Source organism: Stenotrophomonas sp. 28608_Sma (assembly GCF_056486185.1).
The window spans coordinates 3,916,341-3,941,489 of record NZ_CM151308.1 but is presented as its reverse complement, the minus strand read 5'-3'; the positions used below and the strand labels follow the sequence as shown (position 1 = coordinate 3,941,489).

The window sequence follows — 25,149 nt, the reverse complement described above, 5'->3', positions numbered from 1 at the left end:
GGTGACAGTGAGAATCCTGGTAATCGAAGACAACAGCGACATTGCGGCCAACCTGGGCGACTACCTGGAGGACCGGGGCCACACCGTGGACTTCGCGGCTGACGGGGTTACCGGTCTGCACCTGGCCGTGGTGCACGAGTTCGACGCGATCGTGCTGGATCTCAATCTGCCAGGCATGGACGGCATCGAGGTCTGCCGCAAGTTGCGCAATGAAGCGCGCAAGCAGACCCCGGTACTGATGCTCACCGCCCGCGATTCGCTGGACAACAAGCTGGCCGGCTTCGATTCCGGCGCGGACGACTACCTGATCAAGCCGTTCGCGCTGCAGGAAGTGGAAGTGCGTCTGAACGCCCTGTCGCGACGCGGCAAGGGCGTGCAGACCCGCGTGCTGGAAACCGGCGATCTGGAATACAACCTGGATACGCTGGAAGTGCGCCGCCAGGGCAAGCTGCTGCAGCTCAACCCGACCGCACTGAAGATCCTGCAGGCGCTGATGGAAGCGGCCCCGGCCGTGGTGACCCGCCAGGAGCTGGAAACCCGTGTGTGGGGTGAAGAACTGCCCGATTCAGATTCCCTGCGCGTGCACATCCATGGCCTGCGTGCGGTGGTCGACAAGCCGTTTGAAGTGCCGCTGATCCAGACCCGCCATGGCATCGGATACCGCATCGCCACCCCGGAAGCCTGATTCGGTGGCAACCAAGGGGGAGCGCCGGCGCACGCCTTATCGGCGGCGCCTGCGCAGCCGCATCATCGTTTCGTTCGTGTTGTTGGGCTTCTGCCTGACGACACTGTTCGCGTTCGCCACCAACTGGGCCCGCCTGCGCGTGGAAAACCAGCTGGTGGAAGAGCTGATGAACCGCAACATCGACGAGTATGCGCGCCGCTATTACGAGCACCCCGGGCATAACCCGGACGCACCGGTGCTGCAGATCAAGGCCTATGCCTATTCGAAGGACAAGTTCGACCGGGTGCGCGAAGAGCGCGCGCAGTGGGCGGGCTTCTCCGATGGCATCCACAGCGTCAGCGGCGATGAGCACGGCGAGCCGTACTCCTACAAGCTGGCCGTGCGCAAGACGCCCGACGCCTGGTTCTTCCTCGCCTATGACATGACCGACAGCGTGCGCGGCGGCAAACAGCTCAACCGCGCGCTGGTGCTGTCGGTGCTGGTGTTCAGCGTGCTGTCGCTGGTGCTGGGCTGGTGGTCGGCCTCGAAGGTGATGAAGCCGGTGTCGGATCTGGCCGCGCGGCTGCGTGCCTATCGCGGCGGCACCAGTGATCCCGAGCCGTTGGCGCCACGCTTCCCCGACGACGAAGTGGGGCAGCTGGCCCAGGCGCTGGACGACTATTCCTCGCGGCTGACCGAAGTGGTGCAGCGCGACCGTGAATTCAATGCAGATGTCAGCCATGAGCTGCGCACGCCGCTGGCAGTGATCCGTGGCGCCACCGAGCTGCTGCTGACCCGGCCCGGCCTGGACGAGAAGGTGCTGCAGCGCCTGCAGCGCATCCAGCGCGCCGAACAGCAGTGCAGCGATCTGATCGGCGCGCTGCTGCTGCTGTCGCGCAACGAGCGCGGGCAGGGCACCAGCAACGTCGCCCGCGTGGCCGAGCAGCTGCTGGACGCACACCGTGCGCAGCTGGGTGGCAAGCCGCTGGAGCTGCTGCTGGAAGGTGAGCGCAATCTGGTGATCGACGCGCCCGAGGCGGCGCTGTCGGTGGCACTGGGCAACCTGATCGGCAACGCCGTGAAGTACTCGCAGGACGGCGAGGTACGCGTGTTCGTCGGCACGAACTCGGTGTCGGTAACTGACAGTGGCCCGGGCTTGAGCGAGGAAGACGCGGCCAAGCTCTTCCAGCGTGGCTACCGCGGCACGCATGCTGGCCACTCGCAGGGCGGCGGCATCGGCCTGTCGATCGTCAGCCGCCTGTGCGACCTGTACGGCTGGCAGGTAAGCGTGCGCCCCGGCGGCCAGCGTGGCGTGATTGCCACCCTGACGTTCTCGCCGAAGCCGTTGTAAGGGCCCCTGCGTTGGTGGGTGCCGACCTTGGTCGGCACGAACCCCGCCGACCTTGCATCACGCCCTGTGTCGCTTGTGCCACCACCGTGATCGCTGCCGCGTCCCGCACTTGTAGATCCACGCCATGCGTGGATGCACTTCGGTAGTGCCGGCCGCTGGCCGGCAACCAGGCCTCACCCCCCGGCCAACCCCAGATACCGCGCATGCAGCTGTTCCACCTGCACCTGCAGGTCCTCCGGCTGCCCATCATTGACCACCACGTCATCGGCCAGCGCCAACCGCTGTGCGCGGCTGGCCTGCGCAGCAATCATCCGGTCGGCCAGCGCGGCATCAATGCCATCGCGCTGCATCAGCCGCGCATGCTGCACGGCTTCGGGCGCATCCACCAGCAACACCCGGTCCAGCCACGGGTAGGCTTTCTGCCCGCCCACCTCGGTCAGCAGCGGAATCGCGGCAATCGCATAGGGGCTCTCAGCCTGCTCGCACTGCTGCTGCATCAGCCGACGGATGGCGGGGTGGGTGATGGCTTCCAGCGCCGTCCGCTCGGCCGGGTCGGCAAACACGTGGGCGCGCAGGCGCCCCCGGTCCAGGCTGCCATCGGCCAGCAGCATGTCGGCGCCGAAACGCTCGGCGATACGGGCCAGCGCCGGGCTGCCGGCAGCCACCACGGCCCGTGCGGCCAGATCGGCGTCGGCCACCACGATCCCCAGCGCCTCAAAGCGCCGGGTCACCTCACTCTTGCCGGAGGCGATGCCTCCGGTCAGGCCAACCACATAGCGGCTCATGGGGACTCCCCTCAGCGCAGCCCGCTCATCACCAGGTACTGCTCCACCAGTGGCGCACCCCACATGAAGTACAGCCAGCCGGCGATGGCCAGGTACGGCCCGAACGGGATGGGCGTGGCGCGGTCACGGCCGCGGCTGTACAGCCAGATCGAGCCGATGATGGCGCCCAGCACCGACGACAGCAGGATGATCGGCAGGATGCCCTTCAGACCACACCAGGCGCCCAGTGCCGCCAGCAACTTGAAGTCGCCGTGGCCCATGCCTTCCTTGCCGGTCAGCTGCTTGAACAGCCACCAGACCGTCCACAGCGACAGGTAACCCACCGCCGCGCCCACCAGGGCGGGCTTGGCCGGCATGTACAGATTGTCGATGCTGCCTATCAGCCCCAGCCACATCAGCGGCAGGGTGAGCTGATCGGGTAGCAGTTGCGTGCGCAGGTCGATGCCGGACAGGGCAATCAGGAAGCAGGTCAGCACAATGGCGCCGAAACCCTGCCAGCCGAAGCCGAACTGCCAGACGCAGGCCAGCACCAGCACCGAGGTCAGCGCCTCCACCAGCGGGTACTGCAGCGAGATCGGCGCCTTGCAGTGGCGGCACTTGCCGCCCTGGACGATCCAGCTGAACAGCGGGATGTTCTCGTACCAGCTCAGCTTGTGCTTGCAGTGCGGGCAATGCGACGGCTCCACCACGATCCCCGGTGGGGGTGGTTCATAGAAGTCCGGTTCCTCCAGGACTTCGCGCGCATCGCGCTTCCACTGCCACTCCAGCCGCTTGGGCAGCCGCAGGATGACCACGTTCAGGAAACTGCCCAGCAGCAGTCCCAGGGCGGCCGCGGCGGGGTAGCCGAGGCCGGGGTGCTGGTCGAGAAATGCCATTGATACCTTTAGCCGACGACGGCGCCGAGTTTGAAGATGGGGAGGTACATGCCGATGACCATACCGCCCACCACGATGCCAATGAAGATCATGATCATCGGTTCCAGCAGGCTGCTCAAGGCATCAACGGCATTGTTGACTTCCTGTTCATAATACTCCGCCACCTTGAACAGCATCGAGTCCAGCGCGCCCGCCTCTTCACCGATGCCGGTCATCTGGATGACCATGTGCGGAAACAGGTTCAGCTGCTTCATGGCCACATTGACCGGATAGCCGACCGATACGTCATCGCGCATCCGCAGTACGCCTTCCTCATAGACCTTGTTGCCGGTAGCGCCGGCCACGATGCCCAGCGCCTCCACCAGTGGCACGCCGGCCTTGAAGGTCACTGCCGTGGTGCGGGCGAAGCGGGCGATCGAGCTGTTGTGCATGATCTGGCCGATCACCGGCACCCTCAGGATCAACCGGTCCATGGTGTGCTGCATCCTGGGTGATCGTTTGTAGGCCATGGTGAACGCCACGATGCTGCCAATCGCTACGATCGCCATCAGCCACCACCAGGAAACCATGAAGCGCGAAAGGTTCACGATCATCTGGGTAAACGCAGGCAGGTCTGCGCCGAAACCGCGGAAGACTTCCTCAAACTGCGGTACGACAAAGATCAGCATGATGGCACTGACCAGTAGCGCCACCACCACCACCATGGCCGGGTAGAACAGCGCCTTCTTGATCTTGCCCTTCAGCGCTTCGATGTTCTCCTTGTAGGTGGCGACCGTGTCCAGCACCGTTTCCAGTACACCGGCACCCTCGCCGGCCCGGACAAGATTCCGATAGAGTTCGTCGAACTGCACTGGATGCTTGCTGACCGCCTCATACAGCGAGGAACCGCCCTCGATATCGGCGCGGATCCCTTCCACCATCTTCTTCATGCGTGGGTTCTTGTGCCCACTGGCAATGATGTCCAGGGCCGAAACGATCGGCACACCGGACTTCATCATCGTCGCCATCTGACGGCTGAAGAAGGCAATGTCTTTCGGCGTAACCTTGCTGCCGGCTGCTCCGAACAGTGGCTTGGGCTTGGGTTTTACCGTGCCGGGGTTGATGCCCTGGCGCCGCAGTTCCGCACGCAGCAGATTTGCGTTTTTGGCGACCTGCTCCCCTTTCATCTTCACGCCCCGCTTGTCGGTCCCCTCCCAGACAAACGGTTGCAGCTCCGTGGTGGCGCGGGCCACGGGCTCTTTCTTGATCGCACTGCGACTGACAGACATGTTGGCTCCCCAAGGCCCGCCATCCCCAGGCGGGCATCATGACCGGCGATGGTAGCTGGTTCGGGGCCGTCCGGGGAGTGTGCCAGCGTGACGCTGAGCAGGTTTTTTGACCTGCGGAGACGAAAGGTGACGTGCTGCGTCACATTGCTGCGCCCATCGCAGATTCGTTCGGAGGGGGGTTTCCATCCGCGAAATTGCTGCCATCATGGGCACGGGGAAATCGGGGAGGCGCTGCCATGAAAGATTGGCACGTAACCTGCGTTGATCCACCCGCGGGGACGGGTAGCCTGCTCAACCGGCCATTGGCCGGCCGGCCGCCACCCTGACATCAACCATTACTTATCTTGGGGACGTACCACCATGAAGAACCAGAAGGGCTTCACCCTCATTGAACTGATGATCGTTGTTGCGATCATCGCGATTCTGGCTGCCATCGCCATTCCGCAGTACAACGATTACACCGCGCGCGCGCAGATGACTGAGGCGTTCACTCTCGCAGCAGGGCTTAAGACTCCGATTGCCGAAGCGCTTGCCCAGGATAACAGTGATGCGAGCTGCAAAGAGCCCGCTGGCATCGTGGCAACTGGTAAGTATGTCGATACTGTAGCTGCTGCGGGTACCGCTGCCAGCTGCGTAATTACCGCCACAATGAAGGCGAGTGGCGTGAACGAGAAGATCAAGGGCGCTACGGTTAAGCTGACTTACACCCCGGCTGATGGTAAGTGGGACTGCAAGAGCAGCGTTAGTGCGGCTTTGACCCCGAAGGCGTGCACGGCTGCTGCCGCTGGCGGCAGCACCCCCACTCCTCCGTAAGAGCCCAGACTCCTTAGGCTCAACAGAGCCCCGGCCGCGCCGGGGCTTTTTTTTGGCATGAACCCTGCTTTGCAGGGAATATCCATCTGCGCGTTGGGGAGCGCCTCCATGAACAAGCAATCTGGTTTTACCTTGATCGAGTTGATGATTGTCGTAGCGATCATCGCCATCCTGGCTGCTATCGCTATACCGCAGTACAACGACTACACCGCACGGGGCCAGTTGTCTGAGGCCATTGTGCTGTTGGGCGGCCTGAAGACGCCGGTGGCCGAGCAGTTCGCGAACAGCAACGGCGCAACATCCTGCGCACTGCCGGACAGCGCAGTGCTGACTGGCAAATATGTCGACGGTATCAAGGCGACAGCAGCGGTTCCTTGCATCATCACGGCAACGATGAAGGCCACAGGCGTGAACGACAAAGTGAAGTCCGCCACTGTCACCATCACCTATGCTGCGAATTCCGGCATATGGGATTGCAAGACCGATGCCCCGGCTGAAGTGGCGCCCAAGGGTTGCCCTCACGGTTGATGCTGTTGGGCATTCCGCGCAGGCGGTGTGTGGGGTAGGCTGCGCGGGGGAGTAGGAGTACACACATGAACACAGTTGTCACCGCCAACCTTGTCGGCATCACCGGCTTGGCCCGTCGCTTGGTCCAGGACGGTGCCTTGGACGAGGCCACCGCCCGCGACGCCATGGCCAAGGCCACGGCTGCCCGCCAGCCGTTGCCCACGTGGTTCGCGCAGAACAAGCTGGTCAGCGCCTCGCAGCTCGCCGCCGCCAATGCGGTCGAGTTCGGCATGCCGCTGTTCGACGTGTCTACCTTCGACGCCAGCCAGAACGCGATGAGCCTGGTCAGCGAGGAGCTGCTGCGCAAGCACAACGTGCTGCCGCTGTTCAAACGCGGTGGCAAGCTGTTCGTGGGAACCAGCAACCCGACTCATGCGCTGGACGAGATCAAGTTCCACACCAATCTGGTGGTGGAGCCGATTCTGGTCGATGAGGACCAGATCCGCCGCACGCTCGAGCAGTGGCACGCCAGCCACGATGCCATCGGCAACGCACTGGGTGGCGATGACGAGGGCATGGGCAACCTGGATGTCGCGGCCGGTGACGAAGATCTCGGCGCCAGCAGCGGCGACTCCGGTATCGACGCCAAGGGCGACGACACCCCGGTGGTGAAGTTCGTCAATAAGGTGTTGGTCGATGCCATCCGCAAGGGCGCATCGGACATCCATTTCGAGCCTTACGAAGACGACTACCGCGTGCGCCTGCGCATCGACGGCCTGCTGAAGATGGTGGCGCGCGCGCCGGTGAAGTTGAACCAGCGCATCGCCGCGCGCCTGAAGGTGATGGCGCAGCTGGATATCGCCGAGAAGCGCGTGCCGCAGGACGGGCGCATCAAGCTGAACCTGTCCAAGACCAAGCAGATCGATTTCCGCGTCAGCACGTTGCCGACCCTGTTCGGTGAGAAGGTGGTGCTGCGTATTCTTGATGGCAGCGCGGCCAAGCTGGGCATCGACAAGCTGGGCTACGAGCCAGACCAGCAGAAGCTGTTCCACGACGCCATCCACAAGCCGTACGGCATGGTGCTGGTGACCGGCCCGACCGGCTCGGGCAAAACCGTGTCGCTGTATACCGCGCTGGGCATCCTCAACGATGAGACGCGCAACATCTCCACCGCCGAAGACCCGGTGGAAATCCGCTTGCCCGGCGTCAACCAGGTGCAGCAGAACAACAAGCGCGGCATGACCTTCGCTGCAGCGCTGCGCTCGTTCCTGCGACAGGATCCGGACATCATCATGGTCGGCGAAATCCGCGACCTGGAGACGGCCGAGATTGCGATCAAGGCGGCGCAGACCGGCCACATGGTGCTGTCCACGCTGCATACCAACGATGCGCCGCAGACCATCGCGCGTCTGATGAACATGGGCATCGCGCCGTACAACATCACCAGCTCGGTGACGCTGGTGATCGCCCAGCGTCTGGCGCGCAGGTTGTGCGGCAACTGCAAGCGACCGGCCAACCTGCCGGAGCACGCGCTGCTGGCCGAGGGCTTCACCCAGGCGCAGCTGGATGCGGGCATCCAGTTGTACGAGGCGGTGGGCTGCGATGAGTGCACCGAGGGCTACAAGGGCCGAACCGGTATCTACCAGGTGATGCCGATGACCGATGAGATCGCCACCATCGTGCTGGCCGGCGGCAACGCACTGCAGATTGCCGAGGCGGCGCAGCAGATCGGGGTGAATGACCTGCGGCAGTCGGCGTTGAAGAAGGCGGCAGCGGGTGTGACCAGCCTGGCCGAGATCAATCGCGTTACCAAGGATTGAGGTAGATCCACGCCATGCGTGGATGACGCGATGCATGAGGTTGCCGGCCAGCGGCCGGCACTACCACGTTGGTGGGTAGATCCACGCCATGCGTGGATGACGCGATGCATGAGGTTGCCGGCCAGCGGCCGGCACTACCACGTTGGTGGGTAGATCCACTCCATGCGTGGATGGCGCGATGCATGAGGTTGCCGGCCAGCGGCCGGCACTACCGCGTTGGTGGGTAGATCCACGCCATGCGTGGATGACGCGATGCATGAGGTTGCCGGCCAGCGGCCGGCACTACCACGTTGGTGGGTAGATCCACGCCATGTGTGGATGGCGAGATGCATGGGGGTTGCCGGCCAGCGGCCGGCACTACCGCGTTGGTGGGTAGATCCACGCCATGCGTGGATGGCGCGATGCATGGGGGGTGCCGGCCAGCGGCCGGCACTACCGCGTTGGTGGGTAGATCCACGCCATGCGTGGATGGCGCGGCGGCGCATGCCAACCAAGGTTGGCGCCTACCAGGGCCGTTCGGCCCTTACTCCATCCCCAGCTTCTTCAGCTTGTAGCGCAGCGCGCGGAAGGTAATTCCCAGCTGCGCGGCCGTGCGGGTCTTGTTCCAGCGGTTCTCTTCCAGCGCGCGCTGGATGGCGCTGCGCTCCAGCTGCTCGATGTACGAGGGCAGGGCGGCACCGCCCGGCTGCAGGTCGGCCACGGCTTCGGCGGGAGCAGCGCCGCCGGGCGCACGCGGGGCGTGCTGCGGCAGGCGCAGGTCGTCGGCACCAATGCGGTCTTCTTCGGCCAGTGCAAGCGCGCGCTCCAGAATGTTCTCCAGCTCGCGCACATTGCCCGGGAACGCATAGTGGGCCAGCGCTTCCAGCGCCGACGGCGCCAGCAGCGGGGTGGCACGGCCGTGGCTGCGGGCCAGGCGTGCCAGCACGGCGGCTGCCAGCTCCGGCAGGTCCTGGCGGCGCTCGCGCAGCGGCGGCACCTTCAGTTCGATCACGTTGATGCGGTAGTACAGGTCGTGGCGGAAGCGCCCGTCCTCGACCAGCTCGGCCAGGTCACGGTGCGTGGCCGAGAGAATGCGCACGTCCACCGGTTCTTCGTTGGCCGCACCCACCGCACGCACCGACTTTTCCTGGATCGCGCGCAGCAGCTTCACCTGCATCTGCAGCGGCAGCTCGGCCACTTCGTCCAGGAACAGGGTGCCGCCGTGTGCAGCCTGGAACAGGCCCGGCTTGTCGGCATGGGCGCCGCTGAAGCTGCCTTTGCGATGGCCGAAGAACTCGCTCTCCATCAGCTCGCCGGGAATGGCACCGCAGTTGACCGGCACGAACGGACCAGCCGCACGCGCGCCCTGGGCGTGGATGGTGCGCGCGACCAGTTCCTTGCCCACGCCCGATTCACCGAGGATGTAGACCGGCGCCTGGCTGCGCGCGACCTTGCCGATGGTGGTGCGCAGAACGTCCATGGCCGGTGAAGCGCCGAGCAGGCGTGCAGCCTGTTCGGTGGCGGGGCCGGGCGCAGGGCGTTCGGTGTTGTTGAGTTCCAGCGCGTGCTTGACCAGGCCGCGCAGCACCGAGATGTCCACCGGCTTGCTGACGAAGTCGAAGGCGCCGGCCTTCAGCGCTTCCACGGCCAGGTCCATGCTGCCGAATGCGGTGATCATCGCCACCGGTGTGCGCGGGTAGTGCTGGGCGATCTCGCTGACCAGCTCGATGCCGTTGCCATCCGGAAGGCGCATGTCGGTGATGCACAGGTCGTACGGGTTGCTGGCCAGCAGCTCGCGCGCTTCGGCCAGGTTGGCGGCAGTACTGATGCGCAGCCCCATGCGGCCGAGGGTCAGTACCAGCAGTTCGCGGATGTCGCGTTCATCGTCGACGACGAGGGCGCTGCGGGTTTCGTTCATGGGCGTGAAAGATAAACGAGGGGGCTGGAAGCGACAAATGTTTGACGCACAGATTTGGAATCAGGTGGGCAACAGCGTGTGCGGGCCGGGCAGCACCAGGCGGAAGCACGAGCCTCCTGCCGGCACCGGGATGTAGTCGAGCCGTGCCTGGTTGGCGCGGCACAACTCGCGGGCGATATACAGGCCCAGCCCGGTGCCGTGCTCGGAGGTAGTGAAGAACGGGCGGAACAGCTGTGCGGCCACGCTCTCGGGAATGCCGGGGCCACGGTCCATCACGTCGATCACCGCGCTGCGCTCGTGCTGCGCCACGCGCAGGCGCACGCGTGCCGGCTGCTGGCCGATGCGGCCGTATTTCAGTGCGTTGTGCACCAGCACGGTGAGCACCTGGTACAGGTGTTTGCTGTCGACCTGCGCCATCACCGCCGTGTCGCTGATGATCGGTTCGATGCTGTCGGTTTCCAGCGTCTGGCCCTGCTTGTACTCCAGCACGAAGCGGCGCACGAAGGCGACCAGGTCGACGTTCTCGGGCGTGGCGCGCTCGCGCCGTGCCAGCCCCAGCACGCTCTCGACGATGCCGTTGGTGCGCTGGCATTGCTGGCGGATGATCTGCAGCAGGCGGCGGTCGCTTTCGTTGAAACCGGTGCCTTCCTCCAGCAGCTGCACGGCGTAGTTGATCGCCGCCAGCGGATTGCGGATCTCGTGGGCGAGGCTGGCCGAGAAGCGGCCCATCGCCGACAGGGTGAGCGATTCGGCGCGCCGCGAGACCACGCTGGAGTCGTCCAGGAATACCAGCGCCAGTTCGCTGCCTGCCAGCAGGCGGGCGAAGCGCGGTTGCACTTCCGGCTGGTCAGGGTTGAGCTGCAGCGGCAGTTCGTCCTGGGCCCAGCCGTTGCGCCAGCGCTGCAGGCGGCGCGCCAGTTCCGGCGCGGCACTGGCCAGATCCAGGCGTCCCGTCTCACCGATGCCGTCGTTGTCGCCGAGCAGCATCGAGGCCGCTTCATTGGCCAGGGTGATGCGGTTGTCGGCGTCCACCACCAGCACGCCGGTGCGCATGCGGCGGATGATCAGTTCGTTGATCTGGAACAGGTTGGCCACTTCGTCGCCGCGCTGGTTGGCCAGCTGCTGGTTGCGGCGCGCGCGGTTGCCCACCTGGTAGCTGATGAAGGCCAGCGCCAGGTAGCTGGTGGCGAACATGGCCAGCTCGGCCAGCGTGCGGGTGGGGTCACCGCCTTCGAGCACCTTCCAGAGGTATTCGGTACCGGTGGCCAGGCTGGCAGCAACCGCCAGGCCCAGGCCCCAGCTCAGCGGCAGCAGGGTGGCGGCGGCGGCGATGTTGAACAGCAGCGACATCGAGATGCCGGCGCTGGCACCGGGCAGGGCATGCGCCAGCAAGGTGGCGGCGATGATGTCCACCAGCACGCTGCTGACCACGATCGGGCGCAGCCAGCGTTCGTTGCGGCCGATCGCCAGGGCCAGCAGCGACAGCAGCAGATAGATCGCCGCGACGGTATCGGCCAGACGCGGGTGATGGGCCTCGCCGACCATGCCGGACAGGGGGCTGTAGAGCAGGCCGGCGATGACCGCGGCGATCAGCACCCGGTACAGCGCGAAGAAGTACAGCTCACGCCGCGGAATCGATTCGATGCGGTCGATCAATGAAGCACTGGGTGACACGCCGGAACTCCCCTTCTGGCTGCCTGGGTCTGGAATCTGCGGCGGCCCTGCCTGGCATCCCCTGAAGCCGGGCGGGTTCGTCGCTTCTATGTGGCCTGCGGTGGAAGCCGCCGGGCAAGCCCGACACTACACACCTTGGTTGACCAGTATAGGGCCCCCGGCAGGACGCCGCCGGAGCCGCCCGGATCGCGCATTTGGCCTGCCGTGGATACCGGTGGTCAGCGCCGGCCCGGGCGCAACTGCCTGAATGGCGGTGGAAATCTGGCCGGGTGTGGCGTTTTGTACAGACTTCTTTGCGCCCCGGCGCTGGCTCGGCCACAATAGTGGGCCCGCCGCGGTCCATGCCGGCGCCCCGCCGGGGCCCTGAGGAATTGCGTGCGGTCGTTCCTATTCCCACGGTGACGCATGAATTTCCACGAATACCAGTCAAAACAACTGCTTGCCGAGTACGGCATCCCGGTCCCGGCCGGCAAGGTCGCTGCGACCCCGGACGAAGCGGTTGCCGCTGCCAACTCCCTGGGCCAGGGCCCCTGGATGGTCAAGGCGCAGATCCACGCTGGCGGCCGCGGCAAGGCTGGCGGCGTCAAGTTCTGCAAGACCACCGACGACGTGAAGGCCGCCGCGGCCAAGATGCTCGGCACCAAGATGGCCACCTACCAGACCGCTGGCGTTGAACTGCCGGTCAACCTGGTGCTGGTGACCACCGCCGGCGAGATCGTCAAGGAACTGTACCTGTCGGTGCTGGTTGACCGTGGCACCAAGACCATCACCTACATCGCCTCTTCGGAAGGCGGCGTTGAGATCGAGCAGGTCGCCGCTGAAACCCCGGAGCTGATCCACTCGCTGAACGTCGACTTCGTCGAAGGCGTGCAGGGTTACCACGGCCGTGATTTCGGCTTCAAGCTGGGCCTGACCGCCAAGCAGGCCGGCCAGTTCGCCAGCATCATGGTGAACCTGTACCGCCTGTTCAACGAAAAGGACCTGGCGCTGGTTGAAATCAACCCGCTGGCCATCCTGGACGACGGCAACCTGTACGCGCTGGACGGCAAGTTCGACAGCGACGACAACGCCGCGTTCCGCCAGAAGGCCCTGGTCGCCATGCGCGACAAGACCCAGGAAGATCCGACCGAAGTGATCGCTTCGGAGCTGGACATCAACTACGTCACCATGGACGGCAACATCGGCTGCATGGTCAACGGCGCAGGCCTGGCCATGGCCACCATGGACGTCATCAAGCTCAACGGCGGCGAGCCGGCGAACTTCCTGGACGTGGGCGGCGGTGCCAACAAGCAGCGCGTCATCGAAGCCTTCAAGCTGATCCTGTCCTCGGACAAGGTTGAAGGCATCTTCGTCAACATCTTCGGCGGCATCGTCCGCTGCGACATGATTGCCGAAGGCATCATCGCCGCCGTGAAGGAAGTGGGCGTCAAGGTTCCGGTCGTGGTGCGCCTGGAAGGCACCAACGTGGAAGAAGGCAAGCAGCTGCTGCGCGACAGCGGCATGGCCATCATCCCGGCTGACAACATCAACGATGGCGCCAAGAAGATCGTTGAAGCTGTCAAGAACGCTGCCTGATTCGACACCAAGGAATTCCCATGTCTGTTTTGATTAACAAGAACACCAAGGTGATCGTGCAGGGCTTCACCGGCCAGCAGGGCACCTTCCACGCCACTCAGATGATCGAGTACGGCACCCAGGTTGTTGGCGGCGTGACCCCGGGCAAGGGTGGCACCACCCACATCGACCTGCCGGTCTTCAACACCGTTGCCGACGCCGTGCAGAGCACCGGTGCCAACGCTTCGGTCATCTACGTGCCGCCGCCGTACGCGGCCGACGCGATCCTGGAAGCCGCTGCTGCCGGCATCAAGGTCATCGTCTGCATCACCGAAGGCATCCCGGTGCTGGACATGCTGCGCGTCAAGAACGTGCTGACCCGTTCGCATCCGGACACCGTGCTGATCGGGCCGAACTGCCCGGGCGTCATCACCCCGGGTGAGTGCAAGATCGGCATCATGCCGGGCCACATCCACCAGCCGGGCAAGATCGGCATCGTGTCGCGTTCGGGCACCCTGACCTATGAAGCGGTCAAGCAGACCACTGAAGTCGGCCTGGGCCAGTCCACCTGTATCGGCATCGGTGGTGACCCGATCAACGGCCTGAACTTCGTCGACTGCCTGAAGCTGTTCAACGAAGACCCGCAGACCGAAGGCATCATCATGGTTGGCGAAATCGGCGGTGACGCTGAAGAAGCCGGCGCCGAGTACATCAAGAACCACGTGAAGAAGCCGGTCGTCGGTTTCATCGCCGGTGCGTCGGCTCCGGCCGGCAAGCGCATGGGCCACGCCGGTGCGATCGCCTCGGGCGGCAAGGGCACTGCCGAAGGCAAGTTCGCCGCCATGGAAGCTGCCGGTGTTGTCACCGTCCGCTCGCCGGGCGACCTGGGCGCTGCCATCGCCAAGCTGGTGAAATAAGACCGCTTGTGTAGAGTCGAGCCATGCTCGACTGACGCTCTTGCTTCAAACAGGAAGGCCGCCTCCGGGCGGCCTTTCTGCGTCTGGTGCCCTGACCATCCCGGTAACCCCATCCACGCATGGCGTGGATCTACTGAGCCGGGGGCTGTCCACGCAGTGAGCGCGCCCGGCGCGCGCATGGCGCAGCGCTACAATGGGCACATTGCAACCACAGGCTGGATTCCCATGGCTTCGATCCGCATCGCGATGGCGCAGTTCGACTTCCCGGTCGGCGATGTCGCCGGCAACACCGAGCGCATCATCAAGATGATCGGCCAGGCGCGCGACGAGTACGGCGCCGAGCTGGTGATGTTCCCCGAGCTGGCGGTGAGTGGTTATCCGCCGGAAGACCTGCTGCTGCGCCCGGGCTTCCTGTACGAGTGCGAGCAGGCGATGGCCCGCATCGCTGCTGCCTGCCGTGGCATCACCGCCGTGGTCGGTTGGCCGCAGGCGGCCGGTGCGGTGGTCTACAACGCCGCCAGCGTGCTGCGTGACGGCCTGGTCGAGCAGACCTACCGCAAGCGCGAGCTGCCCAACTACGCGGTGTTCGACGAGCGCCGCTACTTCGATGTCGATCCGGATGGCGGCAGCTGCGTGTTCGAGGTCAACGGCATTCCGGTCGGCCTGCTGATCTGCGAGGACCTGTGGTTCGCCGAGCCGCTGGCCGACACCGTGCGCGCCGGTGCGCAGCTGGTGGTGGTGCCGAATGCCTCGCCCTACGAGCGTGGCAAGCATGCCCAGCGCGATGCAGTGCTGGCCGCACGCACCCGTGAGAGCGGGGCGGCGATCGCCTACCTCAACGTGGTCGGTGGCCAGGACGCGCTGGTGTTCGACGGCGCCTCGGTGGTGGCCGATGGCGACGGTACCGTGCACCCGGCCGCCGCCGCCTTCGTCGACCAGTGGCTGGTGGTGGAGTACGACGGTGAAAGCCGCCGCTTCATGCCGCACGTGTGGATGGACGATGGCGACGAGAGCATGGACGCGCTGGCCTGGCGCGCAGTGACCCGTGGCATCCAGGACTACTGCCGCAAGAACGGCTTCAAGAAGGTGTGGCTGGGCCTGTCCGGCGGCATCGATTCGGCGCTGGTGCTGGCCATGGCCGTGGACGCGATGGGCGCGGAAAACGTCACCGCTGTGCGGTTGCCGTCGCGCTATACCGCGGGCCTGTCCAACGACCTGGCCGCCGAACAGTGCCAGGCACTGGGCGTGAAGCTGGAGGCGGTATCGATCGAGCCGGCGTTCAAGGGCCTGATGGAATCGCTGGCGCCGATGTTCGAAGGCACTGCGCCGGACGTGACCGAAGAGAACCTGCAGTCGCGCAGCCGTGGCGTGATCCTGATGGCGCTGGCCAACAAGTTCGGTGGCCTGTTGCTGACCACCGGCAACAAAAGCGAATACGCGGTGGGTTACGCCACCATCTACGGCGACATGTGCGGTGGCTATGCGCCGCTGAAGGACCTGTACAAGACCGAAGTGTTCGGGCTGTCCAAGTGGCGCAACACCGTGGGCGGCGCGCCGGTGATCCCGCCGGCCGTGATCAGCCGCCCGCCGTCGGCCGAGCTGCGCGAGAACCAGCTGGACCAGGATTCGCTGCCGGCCTATGACGTGCTGGACGGCATCCTGTACCGCTACATCGACCAGGAGCAGTCGCGCACGGAGATCGTTGCGGCCGGTTACGACGCGGCCGTGGTCGACCGGGTGCTGCGCCTGGTGCGCATCAGCGAGTGGAAGCGGCACCAGGCCGCGCCGGGGCCGAAGGTCTCGCGCCGGGCATTTGGCCGCGAGCGTCGTTACCCGATCAGCAACGGCTACAAGGGCTGAAGCTGCGGTTGGCGGGTAGTGCCGGCCGCTGGCCGGCAACCCCGCATACCGCGTATCCACGCATGGCGTGGCTCTACTGCGTTCGGTAGTGCCGGCCGCTGCCGGCAACCCGTGTACCGTGCATCCACGCATGGCGTGGATCTATTGCGTTCGGTAGTGCCGGCCGCTGGCCGGCAACCCGTGTACCGCGTATCCACGCATGGCGTGGATCTACTGCGTTCGGTAGTGCCGGCCGCTGGCCGGCAACCCCGCATACCGCGTATCCACGCATGGCGTGGATCTACTGCGTTCGGTAGTGCCGGCCGCTGGCCGGCAACCCGTATACCGCGTATCCACGCATGGCGTGGATCTACTGCGTTCGGTAGTGCCGGCCGCTGGCCGGCAACCCCGCATACCGCGTATCCACGCATGGCGTGGCTCTACTGCGTTCGGTAGTGCCGGCCGCTGCCGGCAACCCGTGTACCGTGCATCCACGCATGGCGTGGATCTATTGCGTTCGGTAGTGCCGGCCGCTGGCCGGCAACCCGTGTACCGCGTATCCACGCATGGCGTGGCTCTACTCCGTTCGGTAGTGCCGGCCGCTGGCCGGCAACCCGTGTACCGTGCATCCACGCATGGCGTGGATCTACTGCGTTCGGTAGTGCCGGCCGCTGGCCGGCAACCCGTATACCGCGCATCCACGCATGGCGTGGCTCTACTGCGTTCGGTAGTGCCGGCCGCTGGCCGGCAACCCCGTATACCGCGTATCCACGCATGGCGTGGCTCTACTGCGTTCGGTAGTGCCGGCCGCTGCCGGCAACCCGTATACCGCGCCTCCACGCATGGCGTGGATCTACTGGGCGTCCTCAAGCAGCTGTTCGAGGCTGGCGGTTTCCGCAGCGTCGTTGAAGCGTCCGTCCCCCAGCCGTGCCCGCACAAACGCCAGGACATCCGCCGCCGCCGCATCCAGCGTGCCGCGGTGGTCGACCGGGTAACGCCGGAACGCGACCGGCTCGCCTCGCAGGGCCAGGCCTGCGGCATACAGCAGGGTGGTCAGATAGGGCACGTCGCGGTCCTCGCTGCCGTGGCCCAGCATCAGCGGTTGGCTGAAGCCGCGGCGCGGTACGCCGACATAGTCGTACAGCACCGCCCAGATGCCCGGCACGCTGGTCAGCGGTGCAGTGAACATGCTGCCGGTATCCGCACCGTCCAGCGTGGTGGCCAGTTCGCCCAGGCACTGTTCGCGTGCCACTGCCACGCGGGCGCGACCGGTGTCGCTGAGGACGCGGTCGATCTGTGGCGCAACCTGCAACAGACCGTCGAGCAGATACGCGTGATACGCGTTGAGCGCGCCAGGATTGGCGGTGCGGTTGTCCGGCTTCATCACCAGCGCGGTCAGCTCGACGGCGGTGGGCGTGCCGGTGGTGAAGCTGCCACGGTAGTGCAGGGAAGGACCACCATAGGTGGGCGCCAGATGCCCGGCTGTGAGGGCTGCAGCGCCACCCTGTGAATGACCAACAGAGACCCAGCGCGGCGACAGCGCTGCGTTGCCCAGGTACTGGCGGCTGGCCTTGACCAGGTCGATGGCATTGCGCGCGGCCGTGCGGACGTGCAGATAGGCATGCTCGCCGGGGCTGCCGAGCCCCTGGTAGTCCGCGGCGACCACCGCATAGCCCTGGGCCAGGAACTGATCGAGGAAGCGCCCGTCGCGTTCGGGTTGGTAGGGGCCGGACACCGAGGGCGCGCAGCGATCGGCGATGCCCTGGGTGCCATGTGCCCAGGACACCACCGGCCAGCCGCCCGCTGGAGCCGCGCCGGCGGGCAGGTACAGCAGGCCGGTGCCTTCGGCCAGCTGGCCGCGAAGATCCGGGGTGCGGTAGTGGAGCTTGTAGGCCTGCGCAGCCTTGGACGGCACCCATGACGCGCGATAGGGGGCAGCAGACAGCAGATCGCCCGGTGCACCCGGTGCGGCAGCGAGGGGGCCCGAGGACAGCGCCAGCACGGCGGTGGCAAGGAGGCAGGCGAGGGGGCGGAAACGGCGGGGCGGTAGGGTCATGGGGCGCTCCTTCACGGCCGGGATGGCCGTTGCGCCGCAGTGTGGAGGGCGTCGCCGGAGCGGGATGCGACCGGCGTCGCATCCGCCGGGAATTCGTAGAATTCCTAGTGTCGTGGTCCATGGGCGTACGAACCATCCACGCATGGCGTGGATCTACCGACAAAGAAAAGGCCCCTTTCGGGGCCCTCTCTTACTTCTTTTCCAGTCGCGCGTTGCGCTGGCCGGTGCTGGCGGATTTCTCGCCGGCGAACGGGTTCAGCTTGCGGATCATCCACGGGTACTTCGGCCACTTGCCTTCCAGCCACGGGTGGTCCGGCTGGTTCAGCTGCAGGACGCGGCGGGCATCGTCGGCCAGGGTCTTGTTGCCCAGGTGGGTGTAGGAATCGGCCAGCACAGCCACGGCGTCGTACTGGAACGCGCTCTGCGGGTAGGTTTCCAGCAGGTAGTTGGCGCGGCCGGCGGCCGAGACCCAGGCGCCGCGGCGCATGTAGTACAGGGCGTTGTCCAGCTCATGCTGGGCGAACACGTCACGCAGCTCCAGCATGCGCTGGCGCGCATCGGCGGCGTAGCGGCTGTTGGGATAGCGGTCGACCACGATGTTGAAGTCCGAATACGCCTGGTGCGGCGTGGACAGGTCGCGACGGCTGGCATCCAGCGACCATACGCGGCGCAGGAAAACCGTACTGCGGTTGGAGTTGGCCAGGCCGCGCAGGTAGTACAGGTACGCGATGTTGCGATGGGTCGGGTAGGTACGGATGAAGCGGTCGATGCTGGACACCGCGTCATCGTGCTTGCCGGCCTTGTACTGGGCGTAGGCGGTCTCGATCATCGCCTGCTCGGTGTACGGACCGTACGGATACTGGGCCACCAGGCGGCGGAAGCTGGCTTCGGCGCCGCTCCAGTTGCCACCCTGCATCAGCTTGTGGCTCTTCTCGTACAACTGTTCGACCGGCGTCCCTTCATCGGGGCGATCGCCCTTCTTGGCACCACGGTGGCAGCCGGTGGCGGCGATGACCAGCACCAGCAGCAGGGCGGTGAGGCGGACGGGCGCGGAGAGCATGGCGGAGCGTCGGATCATGGGGTCGAGGCGGGACGCGGCTGGAATACGAAGGGTCGATGATAGCCTAGTGTCCTGTCCAGCGACTGAAACCGGCCGCCGGGACCCCAAAATTTCAAAGAATGCCCCCTGCCATGTCTGAACAACCCTCTGAATCGGCCCGCCAGGCCATCGTCCCCGACACTGCGGCCGGCCGTCGTTTCGACGCCGTGGTGGCCGAACTGTTCCCCGAATACTCGCGTTCGCGCCTGACCGAGTGGATCAAGGCCGGTGAGGTGCTGCTGGACGGCGCCCAGGTGCGCCCGCGCGATCCGCTGCGCGGCGGCGAGCTCGTGACCCTCAACGTGGTGCTCGAGACCCAGACCGACGCCCAGCCGGAGGACATCCCGCTGGACGTGCTGTTCGAGGACGAGCACCTGCTGGTGATCAACAAGCCGGTCGGCCTGGTGGTGCACCCGGGCGCGGGCAACCACAGCGGCACCCTGGTCAACGCCCTGCTGTTCCGCGACCCGTCGGTGGCGGTGCTGCCGCGCGCCGGCATCGTGCACCGCCTGGACAAGGACACCAGCGGCGTGATGGTGGTGGCCAAGACCCTGGAAGCGCAGACCGCACTGGTCGAGCAGCTGGCCGCGCGCGACGTGCACCGCCAGTACCTGGCCATCGTGATGGGTGCGCTGGTGGCCGGCGGTACCGCCGATGCCCCGATCGACCGCCACCCACGCGACCGCCTGAAGATGGCCGTGCGCGAGGACGGCAAGGAAGCGATCACCCATTACCGCCTGCGCGAGCGCTTCCGTGCGCACACTGCGCTGGAGTGCCGCCTGGAAACCGGCCGTACCCATCAGATCCGCGTGCACATGGCGCATGTGCGCCATCCGATCATCGGTGACCCGCTGTACGGCGGTGCGCTGAAGCTGCCCAAGGGCGCCAGCGATGAGCTGGTAGCCGCGCTGCGCGGCTTCAAGCGCCAGGCCCTGCACGCCGAGACCCTGGAGTTCACGCACCCGATCACCGGTGAGCCGGTGCGCAACACCGCGCCGGTGCCGGACGACATGCTGCACCTGATGAAGGTGCTGCGCGAAGACAGCGAAGCCTTCGCCGCACGCGAGCGGGACCGCTGGTGATGGCCGCCGCGTTGCCTTTGCTGCAGGCGGACTGGCCGGCGCCTCCGGGCGTCCATGCGCTGACCACGCGTCGGCACGGTGCGGGCATTTCGCCGGCGCCGTTCGCGCAGTTCAACCTGGGCAACCGGCACGCGGCCGATGGTGATACCCCGGCCAACGTGGAGCACAACCGCCAGCTGCTGCAGCAGGGGCTGGCGCTGCCCTCGGCACCGCACTGGCTGCGCCAGGTGCACAGCAGCACGGTGCTGCGCTTCACAACGCCGCCGGTGCCTGGCGCAAGCGAACCGGTGGCCGACGCTGCGGTGACCTCGGTGCCCGGCGTGGTGCTGGCGATCCTGACCGCCGACTGCCTGCCGGTGGTGTTCGCCGCTGCCGACGGTAGCGAGGTGGGCGCCGCTCACGCTGGATGGCGCGGGCTGGCCGACGGCATGCTGGAGGCCACCGTGGCCGCCATGCAGACCCCGCCCGCGCAGCTTCGCGCGTGGCTGGGCCCGGCGGCCGGGCCGGCCGACTACGAGATCGGCGAAGAGGTCTTCCACGCCTTCGTCGGCCATGATCCGGCGGCCGAGGCGGCGTTTGTGGCGACACGCCCGGGGCACTGGAAGGTGGACCTGTTCGCCCTGGCACGTCAGCGCCTGCAGGCGGCGGGCATGGACCCGGCGCAGGTGTATGGCGGCACGGTGTCGACGATGGCCGATCCTGACTTGTATTCGCACCGGCGCGACCGTCGCACCGGGCGCATGGCGACCCTGGCCTGGATCGCGCCCTGACCACGCCGTTGTTCGCGCGCGTGCTGGGGCCGGCCTTCGCCACCCTGGCCGCGCCGGTGCAGGCGCTGCATGCCGCACCGTTGCCTTGCCGCTACGTGGGGCAGGCGCGCATCGTGAGAGGGCGACACTGGCTGGTGCCGCTGCTGGCCGCGTTGGCGCGGTTGCCGAAGGACGGTGAAGCGCTGCCCACCGAAGTGGCGTTCAGCGCACACGGGCAGGGCGAGCAATGGGCGCGGCGGTTTGGCCGCTGGCCGATGGTGTCGCGGCTGTGGGCGCACGAGGGGCATCTGCGCGAGCAGTTGGGTGCGGCGCGCTTCGAGTTTGATCTGCAGGCCCGCGACGGTGGCATCGACTGGTCGGTGCGCCGGGTCTGGGCGTTCGGGCTGCTGCCGCTGCCGAGGCGCTGGTTTGGTGGCGTGCGTTGCCGCGAAGCCTGGCAGGGTGAGCGTTACACTTTCCTGGTCGATGTGACGCTGCCCTGGGCGGGAGCCCTGATTCGCTATGAAGGTTGGCTCGAACCGCAGTGAGGCCGCCGCCGAGGCGGGCAGCGCGGTGATCGTATTCGATGGCGTATGCGCGCTGTGCAACCGCTGGGTGCGCTTCCTGCTGCGTTTCGACCGCGCGGGGCGCTACCGCTTTGCGGCGATGCAGGGGCAGCAGGGCAGCGCGATGTTGCGCGCGCACGGGCTGGACCCGCAGGACCCGATGTCGTTCCTGCTGCTGGACGCGCAGGGTGCCTGGACCGATACCGATGCGATCCTCCGCGTGCTGACGGGGCTGGGCGGCGCCTGGCGCCTGACCGGCGTACTACGGGCAGTGCCGCGCGGCTGGCGTGATGCCGCGTACCGCGCGCTGGCGCGCAACCGCTACCGCTGGTTCGGACGGCACGACGCATGTCATCTGCCCGCACCGGAGCAGGCAGCGCGATTCCTGGATTGAAGGAAAAAGGGGACGGAGGGGATCAAGGCGTCTGTGCACAACTGCCTTGATCCCCTCCGTCCCCTTTTTTCCTCAACCTTCCAGCGCGTCCAGATAGCTGCGGCGCCAGTGATTGATGTCGTAGGTGCGCAGGTGCTCCATCATCGCGTGCCAGCGTTCCTTGCGCCTGCGCAGCGACATCGTTGCCGCGGTGGTGATGGCGTCGGCCACGCCGTCCAGATCATGCGGGTTCACCAGCAGCGCCTGCTTGAGTTCGTCGGCGGCGCCGGCCAGCAGCGACAGCACCAGCACGCCGGGGTCTTCCGGGTCCTGCGACGCCACGTACTCCTTGGCTACCAGGTTCATGCCATCGCGCAGCGGAGTGACCAGGCCCACTGCCGCCGCCCGGTAGAAGCCGGTGAGGGTGGCGTGGGTGAAGTTCTGGTTGACGTAGCGCAGCGGCGTCCAGTCCGGTTCGGCGTGCCCACCGTTGATGTGGCCGGCGATCTGCTCCAGCTGGCTGCGCAGCTGCCGGTACTCGGTGACATCGCCGCGCGAGACTGGGGCGATCTGCAGGTAGGTCAGCGAGCCGCGCTGATCCGGATGGCGCTCCAGATAGCGCTCGAAGCCGAGGAAACGCTCGGGCAGGCCCTTGGAGTAGTCCAGGCGATCCACGCCGATCGCCAGCTGGCGATCGCGCAGACTGGCGCGCAGGTTCTTTACGGCGGTCTTGGTGGCGGCGGTGCCGGCCTGGCGTGCAATCAATTCGGTATCGATGCCGATCGGGAAAGCCGCCGCACGGAAGCGGCGCCCGCCTGGTGCTTCCAGCTCGCCGTTGTCGAGCACGCGACCACCACCGAACAGGCGCAGGTAGGTCTGGAAGCGATCTGCATCGCGCTGGGTCTGGAAGCCGACCAGGTCATAGGCGTACAGCGCGGAGAACAGCCGCAGGTGGTCGGGCATGGCCTGCAGCAGGTCGGCCGAGGGCATCGGGATATGCAGGAAGAAGCCGATGCGGCAGCCGATGCCACGCTCGCGCAGCAGTGCGCCGAGCGGGATGAGGTGGTAATCGTGGATCCAGACGATGTCGTCCTCGCGCAGCAGCGGCGCCAGTTTGTCAGCGAACAGCGCGTTGACCTTGTGGTAGGTCTCGCGGGTGCCCCGGTCGTAGTCGACCAGATCCAGGCGGAAGTGCAGCAACGGCCAGAGGGTGCGATTGGCGAAGCCGTTGTAGTAGCCGTCCACCTCGCGCTTGCTCAGGTCCATGGTGACGTAGTCGATGTCACCGTCTTTCTGCCGGTGCAGCGTGCCGCTGCCTTCCTTCACCGTCTTGCCACTCCAGCCGAACCACAGGCCGCCGCGTTCCTTCAGGGCAGCCAGCAGGCCGACCGCCAGGCCGCCGGCGCGGTTCTCGCCGGGCACGGCCACACGGTTTGAGACCACGACCAGACGACTCACGATGCCTCCTGCCAGGACCGCGACAGGCGCATTGCGGCGGTGATCAGGCCGACGTGCGAATAGGTCTGCGGGAAATTGCCCCAGGCCTCGCCGCTGTCGAAGGCCAGATCCTCCGACAGCAGGCCCAGGTGGTTCCGCTGCTTCAGCAGCAGCTCGAACATCTCGCGTGCTTCATCCATGCGCCCGATCGCGGCCAGCGCGTCGATGTACCAGAAGGTGCAGATGGTGAAGCTGGTTTCCGGCTCACCGAAGTCATCCGGCGCGACATAGCGGTACAGCGAATTGCCATGCTTGAGGTCGCGGCCGATGGCATCGACGGTGGCGATGAAGCGGGCGTCCAGCGCGTCGATGAAGCCGATGTCGGCCAGCAGCAGCAACGAGGCATCCAGCCGATGGCCACCAAAGGTGTCGGTGAAGTGGCCCAGCTCCTCGCTCCAGGCCTCGGCCATGATGCGCGCATGGATGGTGTCGGCACGCTCGCGCCAGTAATGGGCGCGGTCATCGCGCTTCAGGCGCACGGCGATCTTGCACAGGCGATCGCACGCTGCCCAGCACATCGCGCTGGTGTAGGTGTGCACTTCGGTGCGGCCGCGGAACTCCCACAGGCCGGCATCAGGCACGTCGTGCAGGGCGAACGCCTGTTCACCCAAGGGTTCCAGGCGGGCGAAGGTGTGCGCATCGCCCGGGTCCTGCAGGCGGCGGTCGAAGAACAACTGCGTGGACGCCAGCACCACGCTGCCGTAGACATCGTGCTGGCGCTGCACCCAGGCCAGGTTGCCACGCCGCACCGGGCCCATGCCGCGGTAGCCGGACAGGCTGGGTACTTCGTCCTCGTCCAGCTTGGCCTCGAAGCCGATGCCATACAGCGGCTGCAACGTGCCATCGGTGGTGGCCAGGTTGAAGATATAGCCGAGGAACTGTTCCATCGTGCGCGTGGCGCCGAGGCGGTTCAGTGCGCGCACCACGAACGCGGCATCACGCAGCCAGCAGTAACGGTAGTCCCAGTTGCGCACGCTGCCGGGCGCTTCCGGAATGGAGGTGGTCATCGCCGCGATGATCGCGCCGCTGTCCTCGTACTGGCACAGCTTCAGGGTGATCGCACTGCGGATCACCGCGTCCTGCCATTCCAGTGGAATGGACAGGTAGCGCACCCATTCGCGCCAGTAGTCGCGGGTGCGCTGGAAGGCTTCCTGCACATAGCCACTGATCGAGCGGTTGAGCGATTCATCCACGCCCAGGATCAGGTGGATGGGATGGTTGAGCACGAACGGCAGGCCATCGCGCACGAAGCGCACCGGCACGTCGGTGGTCAGCCGCAGCACGTGTTCGGGCAGGATCCAGCGCACGTGGTTGCTGCCCCAGGTGGACTCGGGCACGCGTGCGCCCCAGTCGGCCAGTGGCCGTGCGTGCACGGTGATGCGTGGGCTGCCGGCCAGGGGTCGTACCTGGCGGATCAGGCTGACTGGTCGGTAGAAACGGTCGTTCTGGCGCCAGCGCGGGGCGAAATCAAGGATTTCCAGTTCACCACCGTGCGCGTCGCGCAGCACGGTACGCAGGATCGCGGTGTTGGTCAGGTATTCCTGCTCGCTGCTCGCGAAGTCCTCCAGCTCGATGGCGAAGTCGCCACCGGTCTGCTGGTTGGGGCCGAGCAGGGCACAGAAGGTGGGGTCGCCGTCGAAGGTGGGCAGGCAGCTCCAGACAACGCGGGCACGTTTGTCGACCAGGGCGCCGAAGCTGCCGTTGCCGACCACGCCCAGATCAAGATCGGGTTGGGTCATCACGCGGTACATCTCGGTTGCGGC

The 25,149-nt window shown here is 66.2% G+C and carries 21 protein-coding genes; 12 read left to right on the top strand and 9 right to left on the bottom strand.

From position 1 onward, the window contains the following. Window positions 1-7: 7 nt before the first annotated feature. Window positions 8-685, top strand: coding sequence for a response regulator transcription factor (locus tag ACZLHH_RS18610; protein WP_005410804.1), 678 nt, complete (start codon window positions 8-10; stop codon window positions 683-685). Beyond that, a complete protein-coding gene (locus tag ACZLHH_RS18605) occupies window positions 648-2,015 on the top strand; it encodes a sensor histidine kinase (RefSeq protein ID WP_032128829.1) in 1,368 nt (455 codons plus the stop codon). Before ACZLHH_RS18610 ends, ACZLHH_RS18605 begins: the two co-directional genes overlap by 38 nt. A gap of 173 nt (window positions 2,016-2,188) precedes the next feature. Here the strand turns inward: ACZLHH_RS18605 and coaE are convergent, their stop codons facing one another. Genes coaE through ACZLHH_RS18590 form a run of 3 tightly spaced genes read right to left on the bottom strand, consistent with a single transcriptional unit; the run spans window position 2,189 to window position 4,943 of the window. After that, window positions 2,189-2,800 carry a dephospho-CoA kinase gene (gene coaE / locus ACZLHH_RS18600; protein ID WP_032128828.1) on the bottom strand — a complete coding sequence of 204 codons (612 nt, stop codon included), beginning with the start codon at window positions 2,798-2,800 and terminating at the stop codon, window positions 2,189-2,191. Between the two features lie 11 nt (window positions 2,801-2,811). After that, entirely contained in the window at window positions 2,812-3,675 is an 864-nt protein-coding gene (locus ACZLHH_RS18595) for a prepilin peptidase (RefSeq protein ID WP_180844995.1), read from the bottom strand. A gap of 8 nt (window positions 3,676-3,683) precedes the next feature. After that, on the bottom strand, window positions 3,684-4,943 hold the full coding sequence (locus ACZLHH_RS18590; RefSeq protein ID WP_180844994.1) for a type II secretion system F family protein: 1,260 nt from the start codon (window positions 4,941-4,943) through the stop codon (window positions 3,684-3,686). A gap of 360 nt (window positions 4,944-5,303) precedes the next feature. On the opposite strand from ACZLHH_RS18590, the gene ACZLHH_RS18585 reads away from it, so the two are divergent. The 3 genes from ACZLHH_RS18585 to pilB all read left to right on the top strand — a co-directional run bounded on the left by ACZLHH_RS18585 (window position 5,304) and on the right by pilB (window position 8,083). Next, entirely contained in the window at window positions 5,304-5,756 is a 453-nt protein-coding gene (locus ACZLHH_RS18585) for a pilin (RefSeq protein WP_180844993.1), read from the top strand. Window positions 5,757-5,864: 108 nt separating this feature from the next. Further along, window positions 5,865-6,284, top strand: a complete 420-nt coding sequence (locus ACZLHH_RS18580) for a pilin (protein ID WP_180844992.1) — start codon at window positions 5,865-5,867, stop codon at window positions 6,282-6,284. Between the two features lie 65 nt (window positions 6,285-6,349). Beyond that, complete coding sequence (pilB, locus tag ACZLHH_RS18575; RefSeq protein WP_180844991.1) at window positions 6,350-8,083, top strand: type IV-A pilus assembly ATPase PilB; 1,734 nt, start codon at window positions 6,350-6,352, stop codon at window positions 8,081-8,083. 523 nt (window positions 8,084-8,606) lie between these two features. Here pilB and ACZLHH_RS18570 read toward each other — a convergent pair. Together ACZLHH_RS18570 and ACZLHH_RS18565 are read right to left on the bottom strand one after the other, a co-directional pair. Further along, a complete protein-coding gene (locus ACZLHH_RS18570; protein ID WP_032128822.1) occupies window positions 8,607-9,980 on the bottom strand; it encodes a sigma-54-dependent transcriptional regulator in 1,374 nt (457 codons plus the stop codon). Between the two features lie 60 nt (window positions 9,981-10,040). Continuing rightward, complete coding sequence (locus ACZLHH_RS18565) at window positions 10,041-11,654, bottom strand: sensor histidine kinase (protein WP_049401617.1); 1,614 nt, start codon at window positions 11,652-11,654, stop codon at window positions 10,041-10,043. A gap of 405 nt (window positions 11,655-12,059) precedes the next feature. On the opposite strand from ACZLHH_RS18565, the gene sucC reads away from it, so the two are divergent. The 3 genes from sucC (at window position 12,060) to ACZLHH_RS18550 (ending at window position 15,985) form a co-directional block, all read left to right on the top strand. Beyond that, window positions 12,060-13,229, top strand: coding sequence for an ADP-forming succinate--CoA ligase subunit beta (sucC, locus tag ACZLHH_RS18560; protein WP_004154430.1), 1,170 nt, complete (start codon window positions 12,060-12,062; stop codon window positions 13,227-13,229). Between the two features lie 20 nt (window positions 13,230-13,249). Then, window positions 13,250-14,125 (top strand): succinate--CoA ligase subunit alpha, encoded by an 876-nt coding sequence (gene sucD, locus ACZLHH_RS18555; protein WP_005410793.1) that lies wholly within the window; start codon window positions 13,250-13,252, stop codon window positions 14,123-14,125. Between the two features lie 225 nt (window positions 14,126-14,350). Further along, on the top strand, window positions 14,351-15,985 hold the full coding sequence (locus tag ACZLHH_RS18550) for an NAD+ synthase (protein WP_180844990.1): 1,635 nt from the start codon (window positions 14,351-14,353) through the stop codon (window positions 15,983-15,985). A gap of 832 nt (window positions 15,986-16,817) precedes the next feature. On the opposite strand, the gene ACZLHH_RS18545 is transcribed toward ACZLHH_RS18550, so the two are convergent. Both ACZLHH_RS18545 and ACZLHH_RS18540 read right to left on the bottom strand, forming a co-directional pair. After that, on the bottom strand, window positions 16,818-18,020 hold the full coding sequence (locus ACZLHH_RS18545; RefSeq protein ID WP_180845407.1) for a lipase family protein: 1,203 nt from the start codon (window positions 18,018-18,020) through the stop codon (window positions 16,818-16,820). Between the two features lie 190 nt (window positions 18,021-18,210). Continuing rightward, the gene (locus ACZLHH_RS18540) at window positions 18,211-19,098 is read right to left on the bottom strand and encodes an outer membrane protein assembly factor BamD (protein ID WP_029379759.1); all 888 of its coding nucleotides are present in this window, start codon (window positions 19,096-19,098) and stop codon (window positions 18,211-18,213) included. Window positions 19,099-19,211: 113 nt separating this feature from the next. On the opposite strand from ACZLHH_RS18540, the gene rluD reads away from it, so the two are divergent. From rluD to ACZLHH_RS18520, 4 genes are read left to right on the top strand one after another with little or no spacing between them, the layout of a single operon-like run. Next, the gene (rluD, locus tag ACZLHH_RS18535) at window positions 19,212-20,201 is read left to right on the top strand and encodes a 23S rRNA pseudouridine(1911/1915/1917) synthase RluD (RefSeq protein WP_080291790.1); all 990 of its coding nucleotides are present in this window, start codon (window positions 19,212-19,214) and stop codon (window positions 20,199-20,201) included. After that, a complete protein-coding gene (gene pgeF / locus ACZLHH_RS18530; protein WP_049398202.1) occupies window positions 20,201-20,971 on the top strand; it encodes a peptidoglycan editing factor PgeF in 771 nt (256 codons plus the stop codon). Before rluD ends, pgeF begins: the two co-directional genes overlap by 1 nt. Before the next feature lie 20 nt (window positions 20,972-20,991). After that, a complete protein-coding gene (locus ACZLHH_RS18525; protein WP_180845413.1) occupies window positions 20,992-21,498 on the top strand; it encodes a DUF4166 domain-containing protein in 507 nt (168 codons plus the stop codon). Next, window positions 21,473-21,910, top strand: a complete 438-nt coding sequence (locus tag ACZLHH_RS18520) for a thiol-disulfide oxidoreductase DCC family protein (RefSeq protein ID WP_180845408.1) — start codon at window positions 21,473-21,475, stop codon at window positions 21,908-21,910. Before ACZLHH_RS18525 ends, ACZLHH_RS18520 begins: the two co-directional genes overlap by 26 nt. Before the next feature lie 72 nt (window positions 21,911-21,982). On the opposite strand, the gene otsA is transcribed toward ACZLHH_RS18520, so the two are convergent. Together otsA and ACZLHH_RS18510 are read right to left on the bottom strand one after the other, a co-directional pair. Then, window positions 21,983-23,347: an alpha,alpha-trehalose-phosphate synthase (UDP-forming) gene (otsA, locus tag ACZLHH_RS18515; RefSeq protein ID WP_180845409.1), complete on the bottom strand. Its 1,365-nt coding sequence runs from the start codon at window positions 23,345-23,347 to the stop codon at window positions 21,983-21,985. After that, window positions 23,344-25,125 carry a glycoside hydrolase family 15 protein gene (locus tag ACZLHH_RS18510; protein WP_180845410.1) on the bottom strand — a complete coding sequence of 594 codons (1,782 nt, stop codon included), beginning with the start codon at window positions 25,123-25,125 and terminating at the stop codon, window positions 23,344-23,346. Before ACZLHH_RS18510 ends, otsA begins: the two co-directional genes overlap by 4 nt. Window positions 25,126-25,149: the final 24 nt, after the last annotated feature.

Bases quoted from the DNA above. Each gene is read 5' to 3' on its own strand.
- ACZLHH_RS18605 (WP_032128829.1), top strand. From the start codon at position 648: ATGGCATCGGATACCGCATCGCCACCCCGGAAGCCTGATTCGGTGGCA.
- coaE (WP_032128828.1), bottom strand. From the start codon at position 2,800: ATGAGCCGCTATGTGGTTGGCCTGACCGGAGGCATCGCCTCCGGCAAG.
- ACZLHH_RS18595 (WP_180844995.1), bottom strand. From the start codon at position 3,675: ATGGCATTTCTCGACCAGCACCCCGGCCTCGGCTACCCCGCCGCGGCC.
- ACZLHH_RS18590 (WP_180844994.1), bottom strand. From the start codon at position 4,943: ATGTCTGTCAGTCGCAGTGCGATCAAGAAAGAGCCCGTGGCCCGCGCC.
- ACZLHH_RS18585 (WP_180844993.1), top strand. From the start codon at position 5,304: ATGAAGAACCAGAAGGGCTTCACCCTCATTGAACTGATGATCGTTGTT.
- ACZLHH_RS18580 (WP_180844992.1), top strand. From the start codon at position 5,865: ATGAACAAGCAATCTGGTTTTACCTTGATCGAGTTGATGATTGTCGTA.
- pilB (WP_180844991.1), top strand. From the start codon at position 6,350: ATGAACACAGTTGTCACCGCCAACCTTGTCGGCATCACCGGCTTGGCC.
- ACZLHH_RS18570 (WP_032128822.1), bottom strand. From the start codon at position 9,980: ATGAACGAAACCCGCAGCGCCCTCGTCGTCGACGATGAACGCGACATC.
- sucC (WP_004154430.1), top strand. From the start codon at position 12,060: ATGAATTTCCACGAATACCAGTCAAAACAACTGCTTGCCGAGTACGGC.
- sucD (WP_005410793.1), top strand. From the start codon at position 13,250: ATGTCTGTTTTGATTAACAAGAACACCAAGGTGATCGTGCAGGGCTTC.
- ACZLHH_RS18550 (WP_180844990.1), top strand. From the start codon at position 14,351: ATGGCTTCGATCCGCATCGCGATGGCGCAGTTCGACTTCCCGGTCGGC.
- ACZLHH_RS18545 (WP_180845407.1), bottom strand. From the start codon at position 18,020: ATGACCCTACCGCCCCGCCGTTTCCGCCCCCTCGCCTGCCTCCTTGCC.
- ACZLHH_RS18540 (WP_029379759.1), bottom strand. From the start codon at position 19,098: ATGATCCGACGCTCCGCCATGCTCTCCGCGCCCGTCCGCCTCACCGCC.
- rluD (WP_080291790.1), top strand. From the start codon at position 19,212: ATGTCTGAACAACCCTCTGAATCGGCCCGCCAGGCCATCGTCCCCGAC.
- pgeF (WP_049398202.1), top strand. From the start codon at position 20,201: ATGGCCGCCGCGTTGCCTTTGCTGCAGGCGGACTGGCCGGCGCCTCCG.
- ACZLHH_RS18520 (WP_180845408.1), top strand. From the start codon at position 21,473: ATGAAGGTTGGCTCGAACCGCAGTGAGGCCGCCGCCGAGGCGGGCAGC.
- ACZLHH_RS18510 (WP_180845410.1), bottom strand. From the start codon at position 25,125: ATGACCCAACCCGATCTTGATCTGGGCGTGGTCGGCAACGGCAGCTTC.